General features: G+C 46.5%; 26 protein-coding genes. 13 read left to right on the top strand and 13 right to left on the bottom strand.

What is annotated here, in order from left to right:
* Positions 1-9: 9 nt before the first annotated feature.
* The 4 genes from QZ176_RS08120 to QZ176_RS08105 all read right to left on the bottom strand — a co-directional run bounded on the left by QZ176_RS08120 (position 10) and on the right by QZ176_RS08105 (position 2,132).
* A complete protein-coding gene (locus tag QZ176_RS08120; protein ID WP_295152674.1) occupies positions 10-270 on the bottom strand; it encodes a DUF493 domain-containing protein in 261 nt (86 codons plus the stop codon).
* Positions 248-718: a cyclic pyranopterin monophosphate synthase MoaC gene (gene moaC / locus QZ176_RS08115; RefSeq protein ID WP_295152672.1), complete on the bottom strand. Its 471-nt coding sequence runs from the start codon at positions 716-718 to the stop codon at positions 248-250. The genes QZ176_RS08120 and moaC overlap by 23 nt, the downstream gene beginning before the upstream one ends.
* A gap of 604 nt (positions 719-1,322) precedes the next feature.
* Positions 1,323-1,769, bottom strand: coding sequence for a hypothetical protein (locus QZ176_RS08110; RefSeq protein ID WP_295152670.1), 447 nt, complete (start codon positions 1,767-1,769; stop codon positions 1,323-1,325).
* Positions 1,770-2,132, bottom strand: coding sequence for a YegP family protein (locus tag QZ176_RS08105; protein ID WP_295152668.1), 363 nt, complete (start codon positions 2,130-2,132; stop codon positions 1,770-1,772). It lies immediately after the preceding gene.
* Between the two features lie 116 nt (positions 2,133-2,248).
* Between QZ176_RS08105 and QZ176_RS08100 the strand changes: the two genes are divergently transcribed.
* The 5 genes from QZ176_RS08100 (at position 2,249) to QZ176_RS08080 (ending at position 6,702) form a co-directional block, all read left to right on the top strand.
* Positions 2,249-2,728, top strand: a complete 480-nt coding sequence (locus QZ176_RS08100; protein ID WP_295152666.1) for a hypothetical protein — start codon at positions 2,249-2,251, stop codon at positions 2,726-2,728.
* Between the two features lie 429 nt (positions 2,729-3,157).
* Positions 3,158-4,000, top strand: a complete 843-nt coding sequence (locus tag QZ176_RS08095; RefSeq protein ID WP_295152664.1) for a DUF3737 family protein — start codon at positions 3,158-3,160, stop codon at positions 3,998-4,000.
* A gap of 1 nt (position 4,001) precedes the next feature.
* Positions 4,002-5,195 (top strand): MalY/PatB family protein, encoded by a 1,194-nt coding sequence (locus tag QZ176_RS08090; protein WP_295152663.1) that lies wholly within the window; start codon positions 4,002-4,004, stop codon positions 5,193-5,195.
* 198 nt (positions 5,196-5,393) lie between these two features.
* Positions 5,394-5,783, top strand: a complete 390-nt coding sequence (locus tag QZ176_RS08085; RefSeq protein WP_295152662.1) for a hypothetical protein — start codon at positions 5,394-5,396, stop codon at positions 5,781-5,783.
* Positions 5,784-5,889: 106 nt separating this feature from the next.
* Positions 5,890-6,702, top strand: a complete 813-nt coding sequence (locus tag QZ176_RS08080; RefSeq protein ID WP_295152661.1) for a DUF3137 domain-containing protein — start codon at positions 5,890-5,892, stop codon at positions 6,700-6,702.
* A 608-nt stretch (positions 6,703-7,310) separates the two neighbouring features.
* Here QZ176_RS08080 and QZ176_RS08075 read toward each other — a convergent pair.
* The 5 genes from QZ176_RS08075 to QZ176_RS08055 form a co-directional block, all read right to left on the bottom strand.
* Entirely contained in the window at positions 7,311-8,171 is an 861-nt protein-coding gene (locus QZ176_RS08075; RefSeq protein WP_295152660.1) for a cysteine ABC transporter substrate-binding protein, read from the bottom strand.
* A gap of 20 nt (positions 8,172-8,191) precedes the next feature.
* Positions 8,192-8,929 (bottom strand): amino acid ABC transporter ATP-binding protein, encoded by a 738-nt coding sequence (locus QZ176_RS08070; RefSeq protein ID WP_295152658.1) that lies wholly within the window; start codon positions 8,927-8,929, stop codon positions 8,192-8,194.
* Positions 8,929-9,585 carry an amino acid ABC transporter permease gene (locus tag QZ176_RS08065; RefSeq protein ID WP_295152654.1) on the bottom strand — a complete coding sequence of 219 codons (657 nt, stop codon included), beginning with the start codon at positions 9,583-9,585 and terminating at the stop codon, positions 8,929-8,931. The genes QZ176_RS08070 and QZ176_RS08065 overlap by 1 nt, the downstream gene beginning before the upstream one ends.
* Positions 9,586-9,587: 2 nt before the next feature.
* Complete coding sequence (locus QZ176_RS08060) at positions 9,588-10,241, bottom strand: amino acid ABC transporter permease (protein WP_291938807.1); 654 nt, start codon at positions 10,239-10,241, stop codon at positions 9,588-9,590.
* Positions 10,242-10,407: 166 nt separating this feature from the next.
* Positions 10,408-11,754 carry a DASS family sodium-coupled anion symporter gene (locus tag QZ176_RS08055; protein ID WP_295152685.1) on the bottom strand — a complete coding sequence of 449 codons (1,347 nt, stop codon included), beginning with the start codon at positions 11,752-11,754 and terminating at the stop codon, positions 10,408-10,410.
* 609 nt (positions 11,755-12,363) lie between these two features.
* Between QZ176_RS08055 and QZ176_RS08050 the strand changes: the two genes are divergently transcribed.
* Positions 12,364-12,999 (top strand): hypothetical protein, encoded by a 636-nt coding sequence (locus QZ176_RS08050; RefSeq protein ID WP_295152651.1) that lies wholly within the window; start codon positions 12,364-12,366, stop codon positions 12,997-12,999.
* 493 nt (positions 13,000-13,492) lie between these two features.
* Positions 13,493-13,783 (top strand): hypothetical protein, encoded by a 291-nt coding sequence (locus tag QZ176_RS08045; RefSeq protein WP_295152649.1) that lies wholly within the window; start codon positions 13,493-13,495, stop codon positions 13,781-13,783.
* 118 nt (positions 13,784-13,901) lie between these two features.
* Here QZ176_RS08045 and purB read toward each other — a convergent pair whose 3' ends face one another.
* Positions 13,902-15,233, bottom strand: a complete 1,332-nt coding sequence (gene purB, locus QZ176_RS08040; RefSeq protein WP_295152648.1) for an adenylosuccinate lyase — start codon at positions 15,231-15,233, stop codon at positions 13,902-13,904.
* Between the two features lie 75 nt (positions 15,234-15,308).
* On the opposite strand from purB, the gene QZ176_RS08035 reads away from it, so the two are divergent.
* Both QZ176_RS08035 and QZ176_RS08030 read left to right on the top strand, forming a co-directional pair.
* On the top strand, positions 15,309-16,709 hold the full coding sequence (locus QZ176_RS08035; protein WP_295152646.1) for an RluA family pseudouridine synthase: 1,401 nt from the start codon (positions 15,309-15,311) through the stop codon (positions 16,707-16,709).
* 206 nt (positions 16,710-16,915) lie between these two features.
* The gene (locus tag QZ176_RS08030) at positions 16,916-17,551 is read left to right on the top strand and encodes a hypothetical protein (RefSeq protein WP_295152644.1); all 636 of its coding nucleotides are present in this window, start codon (positions 16,916-16,918) and stop codon (positions 17,549-17,551) included.
* A gap of 211 nt (positions 17,552-17,762) precedes the next feature.
* Here the strand turns inward: QZ176_RS08030 and rlmN are convergent, their stop codons facing one another.
* From rlmN to hisF, 3 genes are all read right to left on the bottom strand, one after another.
* Positions 17,763-18,872, bottom strand: a complete 1,110-nt coding sequence (rlmN, locus tag QZ176_RS08025) for a 23S rRNA (adenine(2503)-C(2))-methyltransferase RlmN (RefSeq protein WP_295152642.1) — start codon at positions 18,870-18,872, stop codon at positions 17,763-17,765.
* Positions 18,869-19,414 (bottom strand): purine-nucleoside phosphorylase, encoded by a 546-nt coding sequence (locus QZ176_RS08020; protein ID WP_295152640.1) that lies wholly within the window; start codon positions 19,412-19,414, stop codon positions 18,869-18,871. Before QZ176_RS08020 ends, rlmN begins: the two co-directional genes overlap by 4 nt.
* A 350-nt stretch (positions 19,415-19,764) precedes the next feature.
* Positions 19,765-20,520: an imidazole glycerol phosphate synthase subunit HisF gene (hisF, locus tag QZ176_RS08015; protein ID WP_295152638.1), complete on the bottom strand. Its 756-nt coding sequence runs from the start codon at positions 20,518-20,520 to the stop codon at positions 19,765-19,767.
* 91 nt (positions 20,521-20,611) lie between these two features.
* Between hisF and rsmA the strand changes: the two genes are divergently transcribed.
* The 4 genes from rsmA to QZ176_RS07995 all read left to right on the top strand — a co-directional run.
* A complete protein-coding gene (rsmA, locus tag QZ176_RS08010) occupies positions 20,612-21,472 on the top strand; it encodes a 16S rRNA (adenine(1518)-N(6)/adenine(1519)-N(6))-dimethyltransferase RsmA (protein WP_295152636.1) in 861 nt (286 codons plus the stop codon).
* Entirely contained in the window at positions 21,453-23,693 is a 2,241-nt protein-coding gene (locus QZ176_RS08005) for a ribonuclease J (RefSeq protein WP_295152635.1), read from the top strand. Before rsmA ends, QZ176_RS08005 begins: the two co-directional genes overlap by 20 nt.
* A gap of 14 nt (positions 23,694-23,707) precedes the next feature.
* Positions 23,708-23,833 (top strand): hypothetical protein, encoded by a 126-nt coding sequence (locus tag QZ176_RS08000; RefSeq protein ID WP_295152633.1) that lies wholly within the window; start codon positions 23,708-23,710, stop codon positions 23,831-23,833.
* A gap of 237 nt (positions 23,834-24,070) precedes the next feature.
* The coding region (locus tag QZ176_RS07995) for a KpsF/GutQ family sugar-phosphate isomerase (protein WP_295152631.1) at positions 24,071-24,881 on the top strand (811 nt) is incomplete at its 3' end.

Below are 24,881 nucleotides of genomic sequence, written 5' to 3'. Positions count from 1 at the left end.
CATCTCCTGTCACAATACATATTTAAAGTGGACTTTTAAGCGCTCGAAAATTTCGTTTCGATGCAAGTCGTCTTTAACGAAAACGCTTACGTTGAAGCTCATATATTTGCCGCCGTTTGAAAAGCGCGAAAAGTCTATTTTGTAATTTTCGCCCTTTAAAATTTCATCGATCTGCTCGCGCTTTTGGGTGCTTGCGTCAAGGATGATTTTGTATTCCCAAAAGAGCGGATAGTCGATTTTTGGCTTTTCAGCCCCTAATATACGCGCCACTCTTGCCCCCCTCTTTGCGCTGCAGCACGACGTCGGTGATCTGCATCGACTTATCTATCGCTTTTAGCATATCGTAAATCGTCAGCAGCCCCACGCTCACGCCCGTTAGCGCTTCCATCTCGACGCCCGTTTTGCCCGTGATTTTTACAGTTACGAAAAGCTTAAATGCGCACTCGCTCGCAAGCTCCTCAATATCCGTTTTAATCGAAGTAATCGTAAGCGGATGAGTCATTGGTATTAATTCGCTCGTCTTTTTGGCGCCCATTATCGCGGCAACGACGGCAGTCTGAAGCACGGGGCCTTTTTTGGCCGTGTTTTGCTTAACGGCGGCAAACGCCTCCGCGCTCATTCGTATGATGCCGCTCGCGGTGGCTACGCGCTCGCTCTCGTCCTTGGCGCCGACATCTACCATGCGAGGCATATTATTTTCGTCGATATGTGTAAGCATAAAATTTCCTTGCAGTTTTTGGCGGGATTATAGCAGAATTTCGGGCATAAAAAAAGCCCGAGCTTTTAAACTCGGGCTTCATACAAAAAGGAGGTTTTATCTTGTCGGACAAGAACGATTATACTACCTAAACAGTAAATAGAAAGAAAATATATCCTTTTTAGGCGAACTCTTTCGCGCTTAATTTATAGCCGTTTTTAAAATTTAATGGCATGCTATGGCGCGCTACGTGGGAATTTGAATGGGTAGCAAAATAAAACCGAGCCAAAGAGCGACTAAATTTAAAGCGGACGTTAAAGAGCAAATATAAAATCTAAAGCAAAGTTTGTGGTTATTTTGGCTCAATATGGACGATCAAAAGAGCGGAGCAGGGCGCTCTGCCAAGCTGCCATAAACAAAACGCCGCAAAGAAGCGGCTTAAATTCAATGCCTTTTTGCTTTAAATTTAAGTCCATCTCGCTTTAATGCGAGGTTTTACGCGCAATGCAGCGTAAATTAGACCTTCCACGCTAGCGCTGTAGTGCGCAGGCGCGGATTAAAATAGCGCGCGCAAATTTAAACATCGTCGCGCAAAATCCGGCCTGCATTTTAAATTTAGCCTCGTTTAAATTTTAAACGTTTTTAGCAGGCTGCCTAAATTTAACCCCTTATCTTCGCCGTTTGCGCTGCCTCCTAAAAGATCGCCCAAAAAGCTGCTTGCGTCGTTGATATCGATTTTACCGTCGCCATTTACGTCAAGCTTGGCACTTGCGATTTTACCGATCAGCGCGCTAAAATCCACGCCTTTGTTATCGACGGCGTTTGCTTGCACGTCCTCGCCGCCGCCCAAAAGTCCGCCCAGCATCGAGCCTAGCGAGCTAGATCCGCCGCTTTCGTTTTTGCTTAAAAAATTTGAGCTGATGCCCGCAATTATCGCATTTATCTGATCGTCGGGCAGGTCCACGCCTAGAAATTTTTCGATAAAAGCGACCGGGCCGCTTTGAAATTCTCTTAAATTTTTATCATCGCTTTTGAGCGCGGAGACCATATTTACAAGTCCGTTTATGTCCATTTACGCCTCCTTGATCTTGGCTTTCGCAGCCTGTTTTACGATAAGCTCTATTACTTTTAGAGCGTCCGCTTTGGCTTCAAAATCTTTGCTAACCGCGATGATCTGTCCGTTGCTGGCCGTTAGGCGGAAGCGAACCTTGCCTGCTTTATCGGTGTAAAGCTCAAATTTCGGATTGTTTAGCTTCTCGCCGCCTGCGATTTGATCCTCGATCTTATTTAGCGCGGCGTTTTTTACGACGCTTTCGATGCCGTTTTTGCAAGCGGCCTTGCTCGTGTAAACCTCGGAGGTGCACAGTACGTGCCCGTCATAAAGTAGATCGAATTTGCAGCCGTCTTTGGCGTTTTTGATTAAAAACTCAGCCATTTTTCATCCTTTCGTAGAAGATATCGTTATTTTAGCTAAAATTTTAATAAATATTTTTAATAGGCGCGGAATTTTCTGCTAAAATTGCGCACAAATTTCATTTACAAAGGATCATCATGATAAAGGCTCTACGTTTTAGCTTGATTTTCGCCGCTACTTTAGGATTTGGCGCGGATGAGAGCGATGCATTATTTAAGGATATAAGGACGCGTCTGGGCTGCAATCTAGCCGCACAGGACTGCGAGACTAACGCCGGCGGGCAGAAGGCGCTCTTTAGCGTGGCGCGCCATCCGATCGAAGCTGGAGCAAATGAGCTAAAAATAAGCGGAATTTCGCGTGAGCTGAAAAATCCGAGCGTTAAAATTTCGGGCGTGAGTATGAATATGGGCAATGCGGAATTCCCGCTAAAGCGCAGCGCAGACGGCTATGAAGCGACGCTTGATGTTGCAGTGTGCACGCACGCCGTAATGCGCTACAAACTTGAAATTTACGAGGATAGCGAGCCTAGCGGGCTTTTTGTGTATTTTGATCTGCGAAAGCGTGCTACAGATCGAGACCGCGGCGAAGACACGCACTTGCACCACCACGAGCATTAGACGCGCCCCGTTGCAATATGGTATAAAATTTTACGCTTCTTTGCGACGTCTGCTAAAATTTACACGTTGCTCGGAGAAAATTTTATAAATTTTAAAACGCCGCTCGCGATAAATTTTATGCGTCTTTTGGGCGACGCACGTCGCGGGCAGATATGGGCGCCTGCGCGAATACGCGGCTAACCGTAGCTACCTAGGCGCACTTATGGGCATTTTGCAAGCGCACCATTGACTTCTTATAAGCGCGCGGCTATTTGCCGCGCATTCGCTGTATATGTTTCGTAACCACTACCGAGGCGCGTCAAATTTAGCCCTTCGCCGCCTTTAAATTTTAAAATTTTTAAAATTCGCTTGCGTTTCATACGCCTAATCTATGCGGAATTTTGAAATTCCTTGTATAATCTGAAGCAAATTTTAAATCTAAGGAAAGCCATGCAAATATTAAGACAAAAGCACTTTAGCGGCGAGCGCGCGCTGTTCGGCGCAAAGGATCTGCGGATCGAAAATTCCGTCTTCGGCGAGGGCGAATCGCCGCTAAAACACAGCGCAAATATCGTCGCGGAAAACTGTAAATTTGAGTGGAAATATCCGTTTTGGTACGCCGAAAATATCCGCGCACAGGACTGCTTCTTCGACGAGATCGCGCGCGCAGGGATCTGGTATAGCCGCGGCGTGGTGCTAAAAGACTGCCTCTACGGCGCGCCCAAGGGGCTTCGCCGCGTAAAAGACGCCGCGCTGCAAAACGTAGAATTTGCTGATGCGCAAGAGACCTTGTGGCACTGCAGCGACGTGTCGCTTAAAAACGTTACCGCAAAGGGCGCGTATTTCGGGCTTGATTGCGAAAACTTAAGTATTGAAAATCTATCGCTCTTCGGAGATTACTGCTTTGACGGCTGCAGAAACGTAACGATTAAAAACTCCAAGCTCCTATCCAAGGACGCGTTTTGGAACTGCGAAAATATCGTGGTCGAAGACTGCTTCATCGCGGGCGAATACTTCGGCTGGAATTCCAAAAACGTGACGCTGCGAAACTGCAAGATCGAGAGCCTGCAGGGCTTTTGCTATATGCAAAATTTGCGCCTGCAAGACTGCGAGCTCATAAATACGACGCTGGCGTTTGAATACAGCGACGTCCGTGCCGAGATAAAAGGCGCAATCGATAGCGTCAAAAATCCAAGCAGCGGGCTAATCCGCGCGGCAAACATCGGCGAGCTGATCCTAGATGGCGCAACGGACGCGTCTAAAACTGAAATCATTACTGAATTAAGGGCGTAAGATGGGACTTTTTGATTTTATAAGTGGCAAGGAGAAATACGACTTTGACACCCTGCCGAACCGCCGCGGCACGAAGTCGCTTAAATGGGACGTAGGCGAGAATGAGCTTCCGATGTGGGTCGCGGATATGGACTTTGCCGTAGCGCCCGAAATTATCGAGGCTCTGCAAAAGCGGCTAAATGAGCGAGTTTTGGGCTATTCGATTATCGATGATGAGTGGCGCAGCGCGTATCAAGGCTGGTGGCTTGCGCGCCACGATTATGAAATCCAAAAGGAGTGGCTGATCTATGCCGACGGCACGCTGCCCGCGGTTGACTCGATCATCCGCAAGCTTACTTCGCCCGCCGAAAACGTGCTGCTGATGAGCCCCGTTTACAACTGCTTTTACTACTGCATCAAAAACGCCGCCCGCGTGCTGGTAGAAAACGAACTTGCCTACGCTAGCGGCGATTATAGCATCGATTGGGAGGATCTACAGGCTAAGCTCGCCGATCCGCAGACGACGCTTTTTATCCTTTGCAACCCGCACAATCCGGTCGGTCGCACCTTTAGCAGGGACGATCTCGCCCGCATCGGCGAACTGTGCGAGAAGCACGGCGTGACGGTGCTTAGCGACGAGGTGCATTGCGATCTGACCGAGCCGGGCGTGCGTTACACGCCATTTGCTGCGGCAAGTAAGACTTGCGAGAGGATTTCGGCCAACATAATCGCACCAACCAAGGCGTTTAACATCGCAGGGCTGCAAAGCGCGGCGGTCTTTGCCGCAGATAATCGCTTGCGTCATAAAATTTCAAAGGCGCTAAATTCCGACGACATCGCCGAGCCGAATTTTTTCGGCGTCCAGGGCGCGATCGCCGCATTTAAGAAGGGTGCGCCGTGGCTGGACGCACTGCGCGAATACCTCAGCGAAAATCGCAAATTCGCGGCGGAATTTATCGCGCGCGAGCTTCCGCAGGTGCACGTCGTGCCGCAAGATGCGACCTATCTGATGTGGCTTGATGCGGGTGCTTACACGCAGGATAGCGCGGAGCTTGCGCGCTTCATCCGCGAAAAAACGGGGCTGTATCTCTCCTGCGGCGCGCAATACGGCAAGGGCGGTGAGAAATTTTTGCGCCTAAATATCGCGACCTCTAGGGCGCTGCTAAAAGACGGGCTAGGGCGGCTGAAAGAGGCGCTAAAGATTTGCCCGCATTAAACGAACTGCGGCGCGGCAAGGACGAAATTTAAAATTTTATAGCGGCCAAATTTAAAGCGGCGGATAAAATTTTAAAATTTTGCGACAGGGCGCGAGTTTTGCGCTAAATTTAGCGGCGATCAGGCGGCGGCGCGCAAACGTTTAAATTTGGCGTGCGGCAAATAAACCGGCGCTTAAATGAGCTACAGAAGGCGGATTATGGATAGAAACGGCGATCTGGAGGAGCTTTACCTGCTTGAAAAACGGCGCGAAAAGCTCGCGCGCCTTAGCAGGCTCATCTCATTTTTGATAACCCTGTTGCTAGTCGGACTCTATGTATTTTTGAATACCAGGGCGGAGCCCGTCTCGTTTGATACAAACTGGCTCATAGTCGCGCTTTTCATCATCTTCCCGGTTTTAAACGGGCTGCTTTACCGTCTATTTTACAGTTTAAGCTTTGGCAAAAACGAGGGCGCACAGCGCGCAAATTTTGATAAATTTAGTGGCTTTGATACGGCGCAAGACAGGGGCGTGCTAGGGCAGGGCGCAGCGCAAGATGGGCAAATTTTAAGCGCCGACGCAAAAGAGGGGGCAAGTATTAAAAGCTGAAGCGGGCGAGGGTGGGAGCGAGAAAGGCGGCGCAACCCAGTCAAAATTTAACTTTCTAGCCGATCTGCAGAGCCTAGAGGATGAGCGCGCGGCGCTGCAAAAAGCGGTGAAAAAGGCCAACATCATCGCCGCTGTCGTAGGGACCGGCGTGGGCGCACTAGTGGCGCGCTTTTGGGGCGAAGTGGCGGCCGGCGTATTTTTCGGCGTAGCTGTTTACGGCGTCGTGAGCGCTCTTTTAACGGCGAGCAAAAGACGGAATTTCAGATCAAATTTTAAAAACAGGGTCGTCGCGAGCATCGCAAAAAACTTCGGACTTAGCTATGATGAAAGTGACGGGCTTACAGCAGATGAGTTTTTTGAAATTTACGACTGCTACATAAACGAGCAATCGAGCGAGGATATGATGAGCGGGGAGGTGCAGGGCGTGCGCGTGAGATTTAGCGACTTTTATGCCGCTGAAAAGGTGCGCACCAAAAACGGCACTCGCACCGACGTAAAATTTCAAGGAGTGCTTTTCGTCGCGGATTTTCACAAAAGGCTTAACTGCGAGGTGCGGGTGTGTCACAAAAACTCGCGAAATCTGCGCAAATACGGGCAGCGAGCGAATATGGACGACGTGAAATTTGAGGAGTTTTTCGACGTCTATACGACCGATCAGGTAGGTGCGAGATACGCTCTGACACCGCTTTTGATGCAGCGACTGACGGAGGTTTATCTAAGACTGGGCTCGCAGATAAACGCGGTGCTAAGGGAGGATAAAATTTACGTGGCAATCGAGACCTGGCGCGATAATTTCGAGCCTAGAATCGACTGCTCGCTAAAGCAGGACGCCACGATAGAGCTTTACGTAGATGAGATCGGCGCGCTTGTGGGTATCGTGAGCGAGCTAAATTTGAACCGCAAAATTTGGAGCGAATGAGGCGGGCGGCGGCGCTGTGGAGTAATGGTAGAGGCGGCTGCTGCATACGGCTCTGGCGATACACAGATATGCAGACAAAGTGCTCGGAATCGTAGGCTTAGAGCGGTACAGATGCGCTGTGTAGCTGAGCGTGGAAATGGATGCGTTGTGCAGATTGTGCGTTTGGCTCTTAAATCGGTACGGAAAATTTAGCCGCGCAGAATTTACGAGCCGCCTTGAGCCGATAAAATTTTGTAAATTCCCGATCCGTTTAACGAGCGGGCGCTTGCGATTTATCATTGCTCGCACGGCAAAATTTTTACCGCACGAGCAGTTTGCATTAGAATTCTACTATTGCTTAAAATTTTACGCCGCCGCGCGCGACTTAAATTTTGCCGCGATGAGTCGCGCTAGGCCGCGTTTGGGCTCGGCTAAATTTACTCCGCGGCTAAATCTGTCATGCGGAAGCAAAGCTTTGCCGCTAGATCGATAAATTTAGCTAGCTTATAAAGCACTCGCCGCCTATGGGCGTTTATGGACGCCGTTTCGGTAAAGCTATAACGCCTCGTCGCTGCAAGGTTGCGGGGCTTAGTAAGATCGCCCCGCTAAACTAGACGGCGAATCTAAATTTATAGCTTTCCGCCCTCGATTACGACGTCGTCAGCTTTGATGTCGCCGCCGTATACCGGCGCTAGCGTCGCATCGTAGTCGGCGTGGAAAAATTTCTCGTCCGCGAGCTTTACGATTAGATCGTCAAGCCATTTGCGAAGCTCGTCGTTGCCCTTTTTGACCGCAGGCGCGATGACGTCCTGATCGCCCAGCGAGCGGATACCCACCTTAAAGCCAGGGTTTGACTTCGTCCACGCAAACAAAAGCGTATTATCATGCGCGATCGCATCACCCCTGCCGTCCAGCATTGCACCGAAAGTCTCGGTATTTTGGTCAAATTTTAAAAGCTTGATCTCGGGATGGTTTTTCGTAAAATACAGATCCGCGGTTGTGCCTTTGTTGATTAAAAGCGTTTTATCTTTAAGCTGCGAAACGTCGGTGATATCGCCGCCCTTGCTCGCGACGCCAAGGGCTACCTTCATATACGGCAGTGCGAAATCCACGACCTCTTTACGCTCCGGCGTGACGGTGAAATTTGCAAGCGTGATATCGACCTTATCCGACGCTAAAAATTCCGCGCGATTGGCGGCCTCTACGAGCACGAACTGCACCTTGCTCTCATCGCCCAAAAGCTCCTTTGCGATGCGTTTTGCAAAATACACATCATATCCCGCGTTTTTACCCGTCTCGTCGATGTAGCCAAACGGCGGCTTATCGCCGAAAACCGCGATCCTTACTACGCCGCGCTTTTTAATCCCGTCGATATAACTTTGCGGCGCGGCGGAACCTTGCGCGGAATTTGAGGAGCCTTTGCCCTCGTCGTTGCAACCTGCGAAAAATAACGCACCTAAGATAAAAAGCGTGCTTAGCGTTTTTTTCATCTTTTCTCCTTTATTAAAATTTATTTTTTAAATTCGAACATATTTAGAAATTTCTTCGCACGCTCGCTCTTCGGAGCGGTAAAGAACCCCTCCGGTTCGTTAATCTCCACGATGCTTCCCTCGTCCATAAAAACTATGCGATCGGCTACGGCGCGCGCAAAGCCCATCTCGTGCGTTACGATTAGCATCGTCTGCCCCTCTTCGGCGAGATTTAGCATTACGTCTAGCACCTCGCGCACGATCTCGGGATCAAGCGCTGCGGTAACCTCGTCAAAAAGCATGATCTTGGGCTTCATCACAAGGCTTCGCACGATTGCGATGCGCTGCTTCTGCCCGCCGCTAAGCTCTTTGGGGTAGGAGTTTTCCTTATCCGCAAGACCTACGATCTTTAGCCATTCGCGAGCTAGAGTTATCGCCTCCTCTTTCGGGACGTTTTGTACCTTCATCGGGCCTAGGATTATGTTGTGCAGCACGCTTAGATGATCGAAGAGCTCGTAGCTTTGAAAGACCATACCGATCTTTTGTCTGATCCTGCGCCACTCTTTGAAATTTTGATCGATCCGCTCGCCCTCGATTATGAAATTCCCGCTTTGTACCGGCTCTAGCCCATTGATCGTGCGAAGTAGGGTACTTTTGCCGCAGCCGCTGGGGCCTAGGATCACAACGACCTCACCCTGCGCTACGCTAAGACTGACGTCCTTTAGCGCGTGCAGCTCGCCGTAAAATTTATTGACTTTGTCGATTTTTAAAATTTCCATCAGCTCCACCTGTTTTCTAGTTTTTTCGAAAGCGCCGAGATCGGATAGCAGATCAAAAAATATACGAAAAATATCGCTCCGTAGATGATTAGCGGCGCGTAATTGTCGCGAAAGACATTCACTTCGATGATCTGCTGTCCAACCTTGACGAGCTCGATGACGCCGATTAGTACGGCGATCGAGGTTGTTTTTATCATCCTGCTGAATAAATTTATCGTTGCGGGTACCAGGCGCCTCATCGCAAGCGGCAGGATCACGTAGAGATAAATTTGAGATCTGCTAAATGCGAGCGCTTCGGCGCTTTCAAACTGATGCTTGGGGATGCTAAGTACGGCGCCGCGCACCAGATCCATCATCTCAAAAATGCCCCAGACGCTAAAGACGATGATCGAAGCCGCGATATTTGAGATATGGATGCCAAATGCCTTGCTCGCGCCGAAATATACGATAAATAGCCAAACGATGGGCGGCATGATGCGCACGATCTCTAGGCAAATTTTAAGCGGGATGTATAAGGCTCTACGCCCAGAAGCCATTAAAATTCCAAGCACCAAGCCTAGAGCGAGCGAAACCGCGATTGAAATGAGCGCGATTTGCAGCGTGAGCCCGAGCCCGCCAAGAAGCCTAATTAAATTTTCGCCGCTTAAGAGTTCCATCGCTAGCCTCTCATATATGCAAGGCGCTTTTCAAGCAGTGTAAGCGCTAGTGAAAGCGGCAGGATTATGATCAGATACGAAACGCTTAGCATAAATAGCGCCTCGTTGGTCTTATAATACAGCCCGATCACGTCCTTTGCGGCATAAACGAGATCAGCGAGCGCTACGATGCTAACGATCGAAGTTTCTTTAAGCAGAAAGATTATGTTTGCGCTGATGGAGGGCAGGGCGATCGCAAAGGCGCGCGGCAGCACGACGTAAAAGACTATCTGAGCCTCACTAAGACCGAGGCTCATCGCGCTTTCGATCTGAGATTTTTTTATCGCCTCAAAACCGAGCCTAAAGCTCTCGCTCATATAGCTTCCGCCCAAAAACGCAAGCCCCACGATCGCGCAGGTAAAGCCAGAAATTTGAACGCCCAGCTTCGGTAGGCCGTAGTATAGAAAAAATAGCTGAATTAAAAGCGGAGTATTGCGCGACAGCTCGATATATGCGCTCACAAGCGGGCTTAGCAGCGGCAATCTTTTATATTTTATCAGTGTGCAGATAAAACCGATGATGATGGATAGTAAAATCCCGTAAAATGCGAGCTTCAGCGTTAAAATTCCCGCCTTTACGAACATCGGGCTAAATTTAGCTATAAAATCAAAATCCATAAATTCTTCTTTCCATAAAATATGCGTATTATACAAATAACTGATTAAAATAGTATTAAATTAGAATTTTTTTATAAAAATTCCGAAAATTTAGGAGTTTAAAAATATATCTTATAAATATATTTAGTCCGAGCAGATACCCGGACTATAGAATTTTGACGGAATTTTACGAGTAAAAAATATACGCGTATCCCGAAACCAAAAACGCGGAGAATATCGCTAGAATTCCGCCACTTCGTACCATTTCCGCCTGGCGAATGCGTCCCGTTCCGAAGACCAAAGCATTCGGCGGCGTCGCTACCGGCATTATGAAAGCGCAGCTTGCGCCCACACCGATTACTATAGTAAGAGTTTCTTTCGGTAGCCCCATTTGCGCCGCTACTCCCGCAAATACTGGTACTAAAAGTGCAGCAGAGGCGGTATTGCTCGTAAATTCCGTAAGGCAGATGATGAAAACTGCTGTTACTAAAAGTACGATGTAAGTAGGCGCTCCACCGAAAGTATGCGCGACTAGATCGCCAAGCACCTTAGAAGCTCCGGAATCGCCTAAAACCGCACTTAGCGTAAGTCCGCCGCCAAAAAGCAGCAGCACGCCCCACTCGGTGTTTTCAGCGATGTCGTGCCATTTGGCAAGCCCTAGAATGACGATTACGACTGCCGAGCAGATCGCTACATAGGCATCGTCCACTTTAAAGCCCACAAGAGCTGAAATTTGCTTCGAAAATATCCAGCCAAGCGCTGTTAGAGCAAATACGACGATCGTAATAATGCGCTCGCGTGTCCAAGGGATATGCTCCAGATCCATCTCTATTTTATGGCTTAAATTCGGCTTGAAAATTATATAAAGCACCACAAGCATTATTGGCAGCATCACGCACATTAGCGGCAAACCTACCTTCATCCAGTCCGCGAAGCTGTAGTGCAAGGCTTGAGCCACGATTAAATTTGGCGGCGAGCCCACGAGCGTGCCCAAACCTCCGATGCTTGCAGAATACGCGATGCCTAAAAGCAAAAACACGAGCGTGCCGCGATCTTTGCTCTCGTCCATATTGGCGCAAATTCCAAGCGCGATTGGAAGCATCATAGCAGCAGTTGCGGTATTTGAAACCCACATCGAAAGGATCGCCGTAGCAAGGCAGATTAAAATCGCAGCCACGCCCAAGCGACCGCCTGCGCGGGCGATTAGCCACATCGCGATCTTTTTATCTAGCTTTTGCATATGCAGAGCCGTCGCCAGAGCAAAACCGCCGAAAAAGGTAAAGATCGTAGGGTTTGCAAAATTTGCAAGCGTGCTTTTAATGGTGGCAGCTGCGAAAGTGCCATCTTTAGCGAATTTGCCAAGCCCGATAGCTACCGCAAGCACCGGCACCATAAGCGCAGTTACCGTGATATGCACGGCCTCTGTAAGCCACATAATCGCAATGAAAGCAAGTAGCGCAAGGCCTTTTTTGACATTGGGCTCAAATGGTAACGCGGCATATAGAGCAAAGCCCACTGCAGCGGCAATCGCCATAATGATGACGCCGCGCTTAGGAAATGGCACGGTGTCGGTGAGCCTGTCTAAACCCAGCTCGTCTACGTCTGAGTCCAGCGGCCCTTGTAAGCGGGAGTTGCGTAATTCCACTTTGTGTTCTTCCATAGATACTCCTTTTTTGGATTTGGCTTATGATACAAAAATGAGGCGGGAATTTTATAAATTCCAAATCAAATCGTCTTAAATTTTTAAAAGTGCAGTTACTATCGGTAACACGGCACTTATCTCGTGTGTAAATTTTAAATTATACATAAAAACGAACAACTAAATAAGCGCTTTAAATTTCATCACAGATTATTTTTTAATGGCTCTGGCATTTAAATTTGCTAGCTGCCCAAGGGAGGTGGCGTAGAATTTCGTCGAATTCCGTGCTGGCAATCGAGATAGAATTTTATCCAAGGCGAGTGAGATAAAATTCCAAGTCTTGTCGCGAAATTCATCGAAATTTCAAAAAAAGGATATTATAATCAACAAATTTTAAATGCGCTTGTAAGCAAACCTGGCGGGAAATGCTTAAAGATAGCAAGCGATGAAATGGCAAAGCGGCGGCGGCGGAAAGCCCGAAATTATAAATTGTAAGGAGAAAATGTGAAAAACAAAATTTTAATCGCGGCGTTTGCTGCTGCAGTGTGCGCGAGCGCAAGCTTCGGCGAGGGGATATTTTTAGGTATCGAGGGAGATTATTCTTTTAAATCCAGCATCACTACTAAATGGTCTGACGAGGAAGATTCTGGCACAAATAAAGATAATAAGGGGCAGGCTGCGCTCGGCTTTAAAGGCGGCTATGATTTTGGTATAGCTAGGGCGTACGGCGAGTACTTGTATGATTTCAAAGCTTCGAAAACTGGCACTGACGAGGAGGACGTCATATTTAAACACGAGTGGAACAAGCATAGCCTGTTCATAGGCGGGGATTTTACGCCTGAGATTGTAAACGGCTTTAAACTCGTAGCGGGCGCATATACAGGGGTTTCATTTTTGAAATATAAAATTTATTCATATGACGAATCTGACGGAAGCAGCGATTCGCTTTCAAAGACTCTGCCTGGCTGGGTAATCGGCGCAAGACTGGGCGGTTTATATAGCTTTGATGAGCATAACGAGATCGAGTTTGGCTACAAGGCGGACTACACGAGATACAAGGCCAGTAAACTCGGAGAGGACGTAGACAAGGTATATGAGACTAACCATGGAATTTATATGGGGTATAACTTTAAATTTTAAAAATTCTAACGTGCTAGCGCAGGATGGAGCGAACGAACTCCCGCTCCATCCATTTTAAATTCCAAATAATTATTAGACATCAAATCGCAGAATTGTTTAATCCGAAATTTGCTAGCAATTCAGATGCAATTATATGATAATCAAGGGTGCTGCCGGTGCTAGACGTCAAATTTTATCCACTCGTACATACAAAATTCAAATATATTCACACATGCTTGGCTTGTATTTTGGTGCTATCTGGTAAGCACTTAAATTGATGGAATTTATGAAATTTTACTCAATCCGCTTTTTTCTAAGAATCGTTATAATTTCAAGTTGAAAAAGCGGAATTTTATTAATGTCTCCATTTGCCACTTTAAATTTGTTTCATAATTGCTTCGGATATCTCACGACCTCTAGCTTGAGCCAACGCAGAAGCACCATAAAATCATTAAAATTTGGTTGGTTGCCATAGGCAAAATGCTAAGCGAGCACGTAAAAGGATTGCGCTTTAATGGCAGTTGATTTAGAGGCGAATTGGTCCTGTTTGCTTTATGGAAATCTCACATTTACATATTCGGGATTAGCACTTAAATTTTGCGGTAAAATTCTAAAATTACTGCGTCTAAGAATTTTAGAATTTTACCGTTTTAAAGCATTAAATTTTACGATTTTAAGGTTAGTCGAAAGCACAGAATTTTACCTTTATAAATTCGCGGTAAAAGCAGTGGTGTCTGGTCGTGCGGATTTAGATACCAGATTAATCCGCAAGCGCTGTGCTTTTACTAAAATTTTGTCTTTGTAAAAATTTTAAAATTTCAATCGCTGTTTTTAAAGCGCTTTAGCGCAAACATAAATTTCTAGCCGCCTCACTATATTTTATAGGCTTGCTCGGAGCTTTAAAATAGCAAGCTACGTGTCTGCTATTTGCCAAAAACCCTAGCGAAAATCGCGTCCACGTTTTTGGTGTAATATCCGTAGTCAAAGCACTCTTTGATTTCGCTTTCGCTTAGCTTTTCTCGTAGCTTTGTATCTGCTAGCAGATTTTGCAAAAACAGGCTATGCCCTTGCTCATCTATAGCTTTTTTGCCCTCTTGCAGATCCGCCCAGACCTTCATTGCATTACGTTGCACGATTTTATAGGCATCCTCTCTGCTAACTCCTCGTTTAGGCAGCTCTAGTAGCACGCGCTGCGAAAATACGAGTCCACCGGTTAAATTTAGATTTCTCATCATATTTTCGGGATATACGAGCAGTTTTTCGATCAAGCTCGTCAAGCGATTTAGCATAAAATCGGCGGTTATAAAGCCATCAGGGAGGATAAATCGCTCGACCGAGCTATGGCTGATGTCGCGTTCGTGCCATAGTGCTACATCCTCCATCGCGGGTATTGCGAAGCTACGGATCATACGACATAGTCCAGTTACGTTTTCGCTAAGCACGGGATTTCGTTTGTGCGGCATCGCAGAGCTGCCCTTTTGACCTGGGCTAAAAAATTCCTCCGCCTCATAAACCTCTGTGCGTTGATAGTGACGGATTGCGATAGCGATCTTTTCGCAGCTGGAAGCTAGGATCGCAAGTGCGCTCATCACCTGTGCGTAGCGATCGCGCTGGATGACTTGATTGGACGCGGGAGCGGGCTTTAGCCCCAGATATTCGCACACCAGCTCTTCCAGCTCTAGTGGAGCGTGGGCGAAATTTCCCATCGCACCGCTTATTTTGCCGTAGCTGATGACGCTTTTTGCGTGTTGCAAAAGCTCTAGCGCGCGATTTATCTCATCATACCAGACCGCAAGCACGAGTCCGAAAGTGATCGGCTCGCCGTGGATACCGTGGCTGCGCCCGACCATCAGCGTCATTTTATGCTTCATGGCTTGAGATTTTATCGCGGCTTTTAAATTTTGCACATCCTCAATGATGAGTTCCATGCTTTCTTTGATTTGTAGCGCGACGGCGGTATCGATGCAGTCACTACTAGTCATTCCGTAATGCACGAAGCGACTCTCCTGCCCAAGGCTCTCACTCACGCTCGTTAGAAATGCAATCACGTCGTGCTTGGTGGTCTTTTCGATCTCATCTATCCGCTCGATTTTAAAGCTTGCGTTTTGTAGAATTTTATCTTTATCGCAGTCGCTTATTAGACCTAGTTTATTCCACGCCTTAACCGCCGCAAGCTCGACTTTTAGCCACGCGTCGTATTTGGCTTGCAAGCTCCATTTTTCAGACATCTCTTTTCTTGCGTATCTTTCGACCATTTTAGTAGCCTTTCGGTTAGAATTTCTTGTATAATGATGGCAAAAATTATATAAAAATGGGGCTGAAAGTTTAATATGGGTTATGAGAAAAGAAGCTTGGGAAGCTTTGAGGGACGCAAAATTTATGAAATTCTGCTTAGCCTCGGATACGATATGAAATCCGCGCAGCGCATCTGTGACAAGCATCGCGTAACCGATGCGGAGGATCAGAATTTGCATAAAAACTCCGTCGCGCACGGAGAAATTTTTTTGATCGATTACAAATGCGAGCCGCGCGGACTGAAGCCGATCTTTGAGTGCGATGCGTTTGCGGCATTTGACAAGCCGAGTGGAATTCTTAGCCACCCGAGCGGGCGCAACTCGCCTTATAATATGTATGACGAGATCTGGTCGCTATACGGGCAGGATGCGTGCGTGGCGCATAGGCTTGATTTAGAAACCAGCGGAATTCTTATCGTTGCTAAGGATAAAGACGCGGCGCGCGAGCTTAAAGAGTGCTTCGAACAGCGTAGAGTGATGAAAAGCTATCTAGCGCTCGTACGAGGAGATTTGAGGGAGAGCTTGCAAGGTGCCGCTTGCAATGGCGAGATAGAGGATTGCTATGCGCTAGGCTCGGATGAAATTTGCGGATCAAAATTTGCGGGTGATGCTGTGAGTTTACCAGATAACGTGTCGGATCTGCGCGATACACTAGCTCTAAAAGGAGCAGGCGATAAATTTGGATTTAATACCTTACCTGATAGTGCGAGTAGGGGATTGTGGTGCGATGCTCTATCTGACAGAGCGCAGGCTAAATTTAAATCTGACGCTCCTATTGGCGATGTTGGCAGTAGATTTGAATTTGATGACTTATCCTGCGGCGTGAGTGATAAGCTTAAACCCGCTATCGCGATGAGTAGCGCGGATAACGGACATAAACCTTGTGCCTTATCTGTGGCTAAATCTTTGCCAGCCACTTCTATGGGTTGCGTAAATTTTAAAAAATTTGAGCCTGCAAAATACGCAAAATTTAGCGAGAAACTGAAATTTTTAAAGGATTTTGAGGGATTCGTGATCGATGCTCCGATTGCCCCTAGCGACGAGTTTGCCGATCTTAAAATTCGCATGAAAATATCGCGCGATGGCAAGGAGGCGATCACGCTGATACGCCCGCTGCGATATTTTGAGGACATGGACGCTAGCCTGATCGAGTGTTATCCGCTGACGGGTAGGCAGCATCAGATCAGGCTGCATCTATTTGCCGCGGGTGCGCCGATATTGGGAGAGCCGCTGTATGGGCTTTCGCGAGAGCAAGCGGAGCGGATATTGGATAAAAAGATGGATGAGACGGAGCGGATCAGAACGACAGGGGCGCCGAGATTACTACTGCACGCGAATACAATTTGCTTTGAACTAGGCGGAGAGCGATATGAGATAAAAAGCAAATTCGATGCCGCAAGAGAGTTTTATAATCTCGCGAAAATCGGTAAAATTTAAGCAACTCAATAAAATTTTGAGGTGGCGGCGATTATTTTTATGACCAGGATTTTGCTTTTGCTGGTTTTTATAAAATTTTGTGATTACAACGGCGTTTAATTTATTAATTTCTCATCTGTAGTTATTTGAAAATTTTAAGACGATTTTATTTTGCGATGGCTATAATTCACAATTAGAATATTAGTAATTTTGAATAAAGGATGAAAATGTTGTGGTGGGAAAAAACAGTAGAGTATTATTTTGTAAAGCAGTGTTTGTTGGACATCGATATAGCTCCACTTGATGGTGATGTAGAAAAAATATGTGATGCCTTAACACATAACAATGGGAAGTTTTTACTTATAGAGTTTAAAAGGGCATTCGAGAATTTATCCTCAGAAAAGAGAAAATATGCAGATTGGGAAAAAAGCGCTAAGGCCATAAAAGCATATAATTCAACTTGGCTAGACGGTGGGTTTCATATATTTATTTTCGGTAGCGAAAATTACGGTAAATTTGAGCTCAGAGCGCATAAATATTGGATGCTTCAAGATAAGTTGGGCGGTAGCATAAAAGATTTTAAATCCGATGTTGATTCTTTTAAAAAATGCAATCAAGAATATGGAATATTTAAAAGAGAATTTGACGAATACGCTAATTTTCTATTTAAGCAAAAGGGCGGGGCGGGAAGCTCTATTAATTTAGAAAGCTCGGCATTGATAGCAAGCATAGGGAGCAAAACGGTAGTTGCTTCTTTTGGGGAATATTGCAAGAGGGTACTTGGTTTGGGCATAGACCGTAGCATAGAACAAAAACAAACAATAGAAATATCGCAAGATATTGGCATGAGACTTGGATTGTAATTGTTAATTTCTATGAAAATTCGAAATGTTAAGGGTAGATAAGAAGGAATTCGCGGATGATTTCAGCGTTTGTAATCTAGGATTTTTTAAGCAGCGATCTGTCTAAGAAGATGCTGTTCTCATCCATTATTTTTTGCGCGTTCATTGCTACTCCTTTATAAATTTTTTGCCGATCTGCCTTACGGCTTGAAAACAATCGCCGAATTTTTTTCTATCTTTTTAAAATTTTATCCATATTGACGCCATTTTGAGCTGGAATTTTACCTTGCTCGTTTCTTTGCTTGAGCTGTCCGCACGCCGCACTGATATCTGGCCCCTTGCTCTGGCGGATCGTACAGGTAATACCGTGCGCGCATAGATAGTCTTGGAATTTCACCATATTTTCGGGGCTTGGTCTGCCAAAGCTCGAGCCTTCGTGTGGATTAAAATAGATCAGATTTACTTTTGCGCGGATGCCATGTAGAAGCTTCACTAGCGTTTTGGCATCGCTTGAGTGGTCATTTACCCCATCGATCATTAGATATTCAAACATCACGCGTTTTCGCAGATCGATTGGGAACTCACGCACCGCCTGCATGATCGATGCAATATTGTAGGCGCGATTTATCGGCATTAGTTTTTCACGCAGTTCGTCATCCACTGCATGCAGCGAGATTGCAAGCAGCACGCCAAGATCCATTTCGCCAAGCTTTTTTATCTGCGTAGAAAGTCCGCTTGTACTTATCGTTTGGCGACGCGGCGCTATGGCGAGTCCGTCGTTTTCTTTTAAAATTTGCACAGCTTTGGCAACGTTGTCTAGGTTATTAAGCGGTTCGCCCATCCCCATATATACGACATTGACGCGGCGCTCGTACGGGATCGCGTTCATTTTCTTGATGAGCCAAATTTGAGCCACGATTTCGCCTGGAGTTAAATTCCGTACGAAACCACCTTTTGCTGTCAGGCAGAAGCTACAGCCAATTTTGCAACCCACTTGCGAACTTACGCAGATTGAGTAGCGCGCGTGTCTTATAACCTTTTCGTTTTCGTCTCGCAGCTCATCCTTCATCGGCAGCAGGACACTTTCGATCGTCTTGCCGTCTTTGAGAGCGAAAAGGTATTTGATACTGCCATCGCTACTTGTTTCGGATCTGACGCATTTAAGCGGGTCTAAATAAAAATTTTGGGCTAAACTTTGACGGATCTCTTTTGGTAGATTTAGCATTTGTGCAAAGTCGTCCACGTTCTTTTTGTAAATCCATTCGTAAATTTGCTTGGCTCTAAATTTTGGTTCGACGAAATTTTCAAGCTCTTTTATCGTAAAATCAAAGATATTTTTCAAATTAATGCCTTAGTTTTTAGATATTTAGTTAAATTTTCTTTTGCGGCGGCGTGATTTTTTAAAAAATCTACGTGAGCATTTGAATTGCAAAAATTCGTCGCACAAAAAATTCCGTAAGCGGGAATTTGAAATTTTTGTGCTATCTTAAGAACCGCAAAAAATTCCATATTCTCTAAAAAATAACCTCGCTCAAAAAATTTTAGCGCAGATTTTTTATCGGTCGTGATAAAATTTGAGCTATTAGTTATTGTTTCATATGAAACATCGGCAGAATTCCTAGCTGCAATTTCATAACTAATCGGAGAATATGAAAGCCCATAAAGCGCTGATATCTCGTAGTTTACAGCCGATCTGCTTTCATAAATTTTTAGAATTTCACCTTCTTTATATAGCCCTGCAGAACCCACGAAAATGATCTCGCTCGGCAAATTTTTTCTATTTTCGCATAAAAATTTAGTCAAATTTATACTCATATCCACTAGCCCTACGCCCATGGGCAGGGCAAAATCAAAAATTTCATTTCGTCCAGCAGAGATTATCATTTACGCATTCACGCTTTCATTATTTTTCACTAATCATAGCAAAATGACGATAAATTTAAGGCTAAATTTTGAAATTTTTTCGTCGTAAAGTATGGGTGAAATTAAAATCAATTTAAGCAAATATCTATGAGAGCTGTACTCTTACCTTTCATAATGGTAGCAGTGCAGGTGGCGGGTAGAAGATGGAAAAGTATTTAAAAAAGCTTATGATTTAGCTAAAACGAATAAATTTTACCTAGCAAAATAATGCTTGCCAAAAAACTTGCAAGATAATAAAGGCTGAAATAAAATTAATTATTTGATCGCTTTGGCGGCTAAGTTTCAACCCTGCGGTATAAACCTGGCTAAATTTACAGTCTCACTTCAATATTTTGTTCTCGCAAATACGCTTTTAGTGCCTTGATTTCGATTTCTCTGAAGTGAAAAATCGACGCCGCCAGACATGCGTCTGCGCCCGCTAAAAATGCATCTTTAAAGTGCTCTATTTTACCAGCACCGCCGCTTGCGATCACAGGGATATCAAGCGCGCTAAAAATCCGCGTCAAATTTAACTCAAAACCGTTTTTAACGCCGTCGCAGTCCATCGACGTGAGTAAAATTTCGCCCGCACCGCGCTCCTGTGCCTCTTTTGCCCAGGCAAGTGCATCTTTGCCGGTATCTAGCCTACCGCCGTTTATAAAAACGCTATAACTCTCGCCCGTCCTCTTTGCGTCGATCGCGACCACGACGCACTGCGAGCCAAATTTATTTGCCGCTTCGTCTATCAAATTTGGATTTTTTATTGCGGCTGAGTTGAGGCTGATTTTATCGCAGCCGACGTTTAACAGACGTGAGATATCGTCGATCGTACGGATACCGCCGCCTACTGTTAGCGGGATAAAAAGCTCGCGCGCGACCCGTTCCACGACATCCACGATCGTATCGCGCCCCAGATGCGACGCCGTGATGTCAAGGAAGCACAGCTCGTCCGCGCCCTCCTCGTTGTAGCGTTTGGCGACCTGCACCGGATCGCCCGCATCCACGAGACCTACGAAATTTACGCCCTTTACCACGCGTCCATCTTTGACGTCTAGGCACGGGATTATGCGTTTTGCAAATCTATTCAAAGCAGCCCTTCGGAATAAAATTTTTTATGATTTTAGCCAAATTTTACTTAACATAATGACTTTATAAGTAAAATTTGGCTAGACTCTTGCGATGATTAGGGCGAAAAAAGAGTTCGGGCAAAATTTTTTGAAAGACGAAGCCGTTTTAAGCAAGATCATCCAAGCGATTCCCGAGAACGTACAGAATGTCGTTGAAATCGGGGCTGGCTTAGGTGATTTAACTCGCAAGCTTTTGGAATTTTACAGATTAAAAAGTTTCGAGATAGATGAAGATTTATATCAAATTTTAAGCGCTAAATTTGCGCAGCAGATCGCTAGCGGCGAGCTTGAGCTCGTTTTGGGCGATGCTTTGCGGATTCGGCAGGAGCGGGGTCTTGAGCGCGGCGAATATTTTTTAGTCGCAAATTTGCCCTACTACGTCGCTACAAAGATGATTTTGCAGGCGATCGACGATGAGCTATGCGGCGGATTTTTGGTGATGATCCAAAAGGAAGTCGCTTTAAAATTCTGCGCTAGAGCAGGGCAGAGCGATTTTAGCACCCTTTCGATCCTAGCCGATCTTGCGGGCGGCTGCGAGCTTCTATTCGACGTTGAGCCCGGCTGCTTCGAGCCTGCGCCAAAGGTGACCTCATCGGTGATTAGGCTCGTAAAAGGCAAAAATTTTAAGCCAGGCACCGAGATAAACGCAGATGATCTTGGCGTAAAAAGTTGCGCCCGCTTCCAAAATCTCGATGAATACGAGAAATTTAAAAGCTTTTTGCGCGTATCTTTCAGCGCGCCGCGAAAGACGCTTATTAAAAATTTAAGCGCAAAATTTGATAGAGGCTTAGCCGAAGGGATCTTTTTAAATTTGAAAATTCCGCCTACAGTTCGGGCGCACGAGTTAAATTCCACCCTTTTTTTAGAAATTTTTAAAAATTTAAAGGCAAAAGATGGAAGAAAACAGAAATGAAAACGGCGTCGAACGACTCAAAAAAAGCAATCGCTATAAAAAACGCAAGGAAAATCTAAAAAAATCTATCGCAAGCGAAGGCTCTGCGGGCGATGTGGAATTCGGCAGCGAGCACGAAAACGGCTCTCGCAAAAATAAAGGCGCGAAAAACGGGCAAAATTCCGCTCGTTCAAAGGGTTCAAAAAATGGCTCTCATAAGGGATCAAATTCTGCGGGTGGTTCGTCAAACGGCAGTTCAAACGCCGTGCATTCGAACGGCGCGAGTGGTGCGCATTTCGCAGGCGTATATCCAAAAAGCAACGAAAACGGCGCAAGCGGTTCAAATTTAAACCGCGACGGCCGTGCGAAACCGAGCGCTAATAGCACAAAAGGCGCAAATTCTAGCGCCGCAGACGATGCAAGCTCCATGGACGCCCAGAAAAAGAAAAAGCATAAAAAACGCTCAAATATGCCAAAGAGCCTCACCGGCAACGAGCCGTGGCAAAAGGCGATGGAAGAGGCGATCGCGGAAAATAAGCTGATCCACGAGGAGCGCCTGCACCCGCTTAAAGACGCTAATCGCAGCGATGAGACGGTGCGTATCACGCCGCTTGGCGGACTGGGCGAGATCGGCGCGAATATGACCGTTTTTGAGACCAATACGAGTGCGATCATCGTCGATGTGGGCATGAGCTTTCCGGAGGAGAGTATGCTTGGCGTGGACATTTTAATCCCCGACTTCGATTATGTTCGCAAGATAAAAAACAAGATCAAAGGCATCCTCATCACCCACGCACACGAGGATCATATCGGAGCGATGCCATATTTTTTCAAAGAATTTCAATTCCCGATCTACGCTACGCCGCTTCCTTTGGGAATGATAAGCAATAAATTTGAAGAGCACGGCCTTAAAGCCGAGCGTAGCTACTTCCGCCCAGTGCAGAAGCGTCAGCTCTATCAGATCGGCGATTTTGAAGTCGAGTTTATCCACATAACTCACTCGATTATCGATGCGAGCGCGCTTGCGATCACGACGAAAGCGGGCACGATCATACACACAGGCGATTTTAAGATCGATCACACGCCGATTGACGGCTATCCGACCGATCTAAACCGCCTGGCGTATTACGGCGATCGCGGAGTTATGCTTTTGATGAGCGATAGCACAAACTCGCACAAAGAGGGGATCACAAAGTCCGAAAGCTCGGTAGGCAAGACCTTTGATACGATATTCTCAAGCTGTAAGGGGCGAGTGATAATGAGCACCTTCAGCTCAAACATCCACCGCGTCTATCAGGCTATTGAGCGCGGCGTAAAATACGGCCGCAAGGTTTGCGTCATCGGACGAAGTATGGAGCGAAATTTATTTACCGCGATGGAGCTTGGCTACGTAAATTTAGACAAAAAGATCTTCGTCGATGCCGATCAGGTCTCCAAATACCTCGATAATGAGGTTTTAATCGTTACTACCGGCTCGCAGGGAGAGACGATGAGCGCGCTGTATCGCATGGCGACGGACGAGCACAAATACATTAAGATTAAATCCACCGATCAGGTAATCATCAGCGCCAAAGCAATCCCCGGCAACGAAAGCAGCGTTTCGACCGTGCTTAACTACCTGCTAAAAAGCGGCGCAAAGGTCGCGTATCAGGACTTCAGCGAGATACACGTAAGCGGGCACGCCTCGATCGAGGAGCAAAAACTCATGCTGCGCTTGATAAAGCCAAAATTTTTCCTACCCGTGCACGGCGAGTATAATCACATCGTAAAGCACAAAGAGACCGCGATGGAGTGCGGCATCGAGGAGAAAAATATCTATCTGATGAACGACGGCGATCAGATGGAGGTTTGCGAAAAATATCTAAAGCGCGTCAAGACCGTCAAGACGGGCAAGGTCTTCATCGACAACCAGATCAACAAACAGATCTCCGATGAGATCGTCAAGCACCGCCAAAATTTAGCCGATGCGGGCGTCGCGGTCATCATCGCGCAGATCGACAAAAACGAAAAGAGGCTCATCCAGACGCGCGTCATCACCTACGGGCTCGTCGCCGATAATCAAACGGCGCACTTTACCAAGGAGATGCAGGGCATCATCGAGCAGTTTTTAGCAAATTTAAAAGATGAAATTTTGCTCGATCACTGGGCGCTGGAGGGCAAGATTCGCCAGGCCGTGCGAAAGCACATCTTTAGAAAGATCAAAAAATATCCGACCATCGTGCCGGTAATTTATCTGATGTAACGAGGCTAAATTTTATGGATTTAAGGCTTGCTTTGTGGTGTCGCGGGTGCGTGAAATTTTATGGCGCGGATGAGCTATTGAGCGTGAAATTTTGCGATGAGAGTGAGTTTTGGAGCGTTGGAATTTCAAAGTGGCATTAGCAGGTCTTATAGCGCGAAATTTTAAAGCGGCAAGTAAAATTTGAGCGTAAAATTTCGGCGTAAAGCGAAATTTAAGGAGCGTATAGCAAGCCCGCGGCGAGTAGGCAGGGCGGCGCGCGATTTTGTAGATTAGAATTTTATGACGCAAATTTCAAAGGTGCGAAATTTTGGCTAGCGCAAATTTAGGCGCGGCGTAAAGAGGCACAAAATGAAGGCAAATTTTAAAAAGAAGGTTGAATGAGTGAAATTTTAGATACGGCACGAGAGGTGCTAAGGCTCGAAGGAGCGGAGCTTTTGCGGCATGTGGATCTCATCGGCGGCGAAATTGAGAGAGCCGTAAACTTGATCCTAGCTTGCAAGGGCAAGGTAATCGTCACCGGCGTGGGCAAGAGTGGTCATATAGGCGTTAAGATCGCCGCGACGCTTGCCAGCACCGGCACGCCGTCGTTTTTCGTCCACCCTACCGAGGCACTGCACGGAGATTTGGGCATGATCGGCAAGGACGATATGGTGCTTGCGATCAGTTTTAGCGGCGAGAGCGAGGAGCTGGTTAGAATTTTACCTCACCTCAAACGCTTCGGCGTGAAGATCATCGCGATGGCGCGCGATAAAAACAGCTCGCTCGGCAAGGTTTGCGATGAGTTCATAAGCCTGAATATCGTCAAAGAGGCTTGCCCACTAGGCGCCGCACCGACGGTTTCTACAACGCTAACACTTGCGTTAGGCGATGCGTTAGCGATCTGTTTGATGAGGCAGCGTAGATTCGGCAAAGAGGATTTTGCAAATTTTCATCCCGGCGGCAGCCTGGGCAAGCGACTTTTCGTCAAAGTAAAAGATGTGATGCAAAGTAAAAATTTGCCGCTCGCAAAACGTAACGCCAGCCTAAAACAAGCTATCGATGTTATGACGCACGGAAAGCTCGGCACCGTTTTGTTAGTGGACGAAAAAGGCGCGCTTGAGGCGATTTTAAGCGACGGCGATCTGCGCCGCGCTCTGATGCGAGAGGATTTTGACATCAATGACGGCGCGCTAAAATATGCCACTAAAA

This window comes from uncultured Campylobacter sp., from assembly GCF_905373215.1.
Classification (GTDB): Bacteria; Campylobacterota; Campylobacteria; order Campylobacterales; family Campylobacteraceae; genus Campylobacter_B.
The sequence above is the reverse complement of the archived record's forward strand: the minus strand, read 5'-3'. Positions and strand labels throughout refer to the sequence as shown.

What these genes read in the sequence shown, in the direction of transcription:
- QZ176_RS08045 (WP_295152649.1), top strand. Translation starts at nt 13,493, where the DNA reads ATGGCAGTTGATTTAGAGGCGAATTGGTCCTGTTTGCTTTATGGAAAT.
- QZ176_RS08060 (WP_291938807.1), bottom strand. Translation starts at nt 10,241, where the DNA reads ATGGATTTTGATTTTATAGCTAAATTTAGCCCGATGTTCGTAAAGGCG.
- QZ176_RS08055 (WP_295152685.1), bottom strand. Translation starts at nt 11,754, where the DNA reads ATGGCGATTGCCGCTGCAGTGGGCTTTGCTCTATATGCCGCGTTACCA.
- QZ176_RS08105 (WP_295152668.1), bottom strand. Translation starts at nt 2,132, where the DNA reads ATGGCTGAGTTTTTAATCAAAAACGCCAAAGACGGCTGCAAATTCGAT.
- QZ176_RS08065 (WP_295152654.1), bottom strand. Translation starts at nt 9,585, where the DNA reads ATGGAACTCTTAAGCGGCGAAAATTTAATTAGGCTTCTTGGCGGGCTC.
- QZ176_RS08090 (WP_295152663.1), top strand. Translation starts at nt 4,002, where the DNA reads ATGGGACTTTTTGATTTTATAAGTGGCAAGGAGAAATACGACTTTGAC.
- QZ176_RS08020 (WP_295152640.1), bottom strand. Translation starts at nt 19,414, where the DNA reads ATGATAATCTCTGCTGGACGAAATGAAATTTTTGATTTTGCCCTGCCC.
- rsmA (WP_295152636.1), top strand. Translation starts at nt 20,612, where the DNA reads ATGATTAGGGCGAAAAAAGAGTTCGGGCAAAATTTTTTGAAAGACGAA.
- QZ176_RS08035 (WP_295152646.1), top strand. Translation starts at nt 15,309, where the DNA reads ATGGGTTATGAGAAAAGAAGCTTGGGAAGCTTTGAGGGACGCAAAATT.
- QZ176_RS08095 (WP_295152664.1), top strand. Translation starts at nt 3,158, where the DNA reads ATGCAAATATTAAGACAAAAGCACTTTAGCGGCGAGCGCGCGCTGTTC.
- QZ176_RS08000 (WP_295152633.1), top strand. Translation starts at nt 23,708, where the DNA reads ATGGATTTAAGGCTTGCTTTGTGGTGTCGCGGGTGCGTGAAATTTTAT.
- QZ176_RS08070 (WP_295152658.1), bottom strand. Translation starts at nt 8,929, where the DNA reads ATGGAAATTTTAAAAATCGACAAAGTCAATAAATTTTACGGCGAGCTG.
- QZ176_RS08085 (WP_295152662.1), top strand. Translation starts at nt 5,394, where the DNA reads ATGGATAGAAACGGCGATCTGGAGGAGCTTTACCTGCTTGAAAAACGG.
- moaC (WP_295152672.1), bottom strand. Translation starts at nt 718, where the DNA reads ATGCTTACACATATCGACGAAAATAATATGCCTCGCATGGTAGATGTC.
- QZ176_RS08030 (WP_295152644.1), top strand. Translation starts at nt 16,916, where the DNA reads ATGTTGTGGTGGGAAAAAACAGTAGAGTATTATTTTGTAAAGCAGTGT.
- QZ176_RS08110 (WP_295152670.1), bottom strand. Translation starts at nt 1,769, where the DNA reads ATGGACATAAACGGACTTGTAAATATGGTCTCCGCGCTCAAAAGCGAT.
- QZ176_RS08100 (WP_295152666.1), top strand. Translation starts at nt 2,249, where the DNA reads ATGATAAAGGCTCTACGTTTTAGCTTGATTTTCGCCGCTACTTTAGGA.
- QZ176_RS08005 (WP_295152635.1), top strand. Translation starts at nt 21,453, where the DNA reads ATGGAAGAAAACAGAAATGAAAACGGCGTCGAACGACTCAAAAAAAGC.
- QZ176_RS08075 (WP_295152660.1), bottom strand. Translation starts at nt 8,171, where the DNA reads ATGAAAAAAACGCTAAGCACGCTTTTTATCTTAGGTGCGTTATTTTTC.
- purB (WP_295152648.1), bottom strand. Translation starts at nt 15,233, where the DNA reads ATGGTCGAAAGATACGCAAGAAAAGAGATGTCTGAAAAATGGAGCTTG.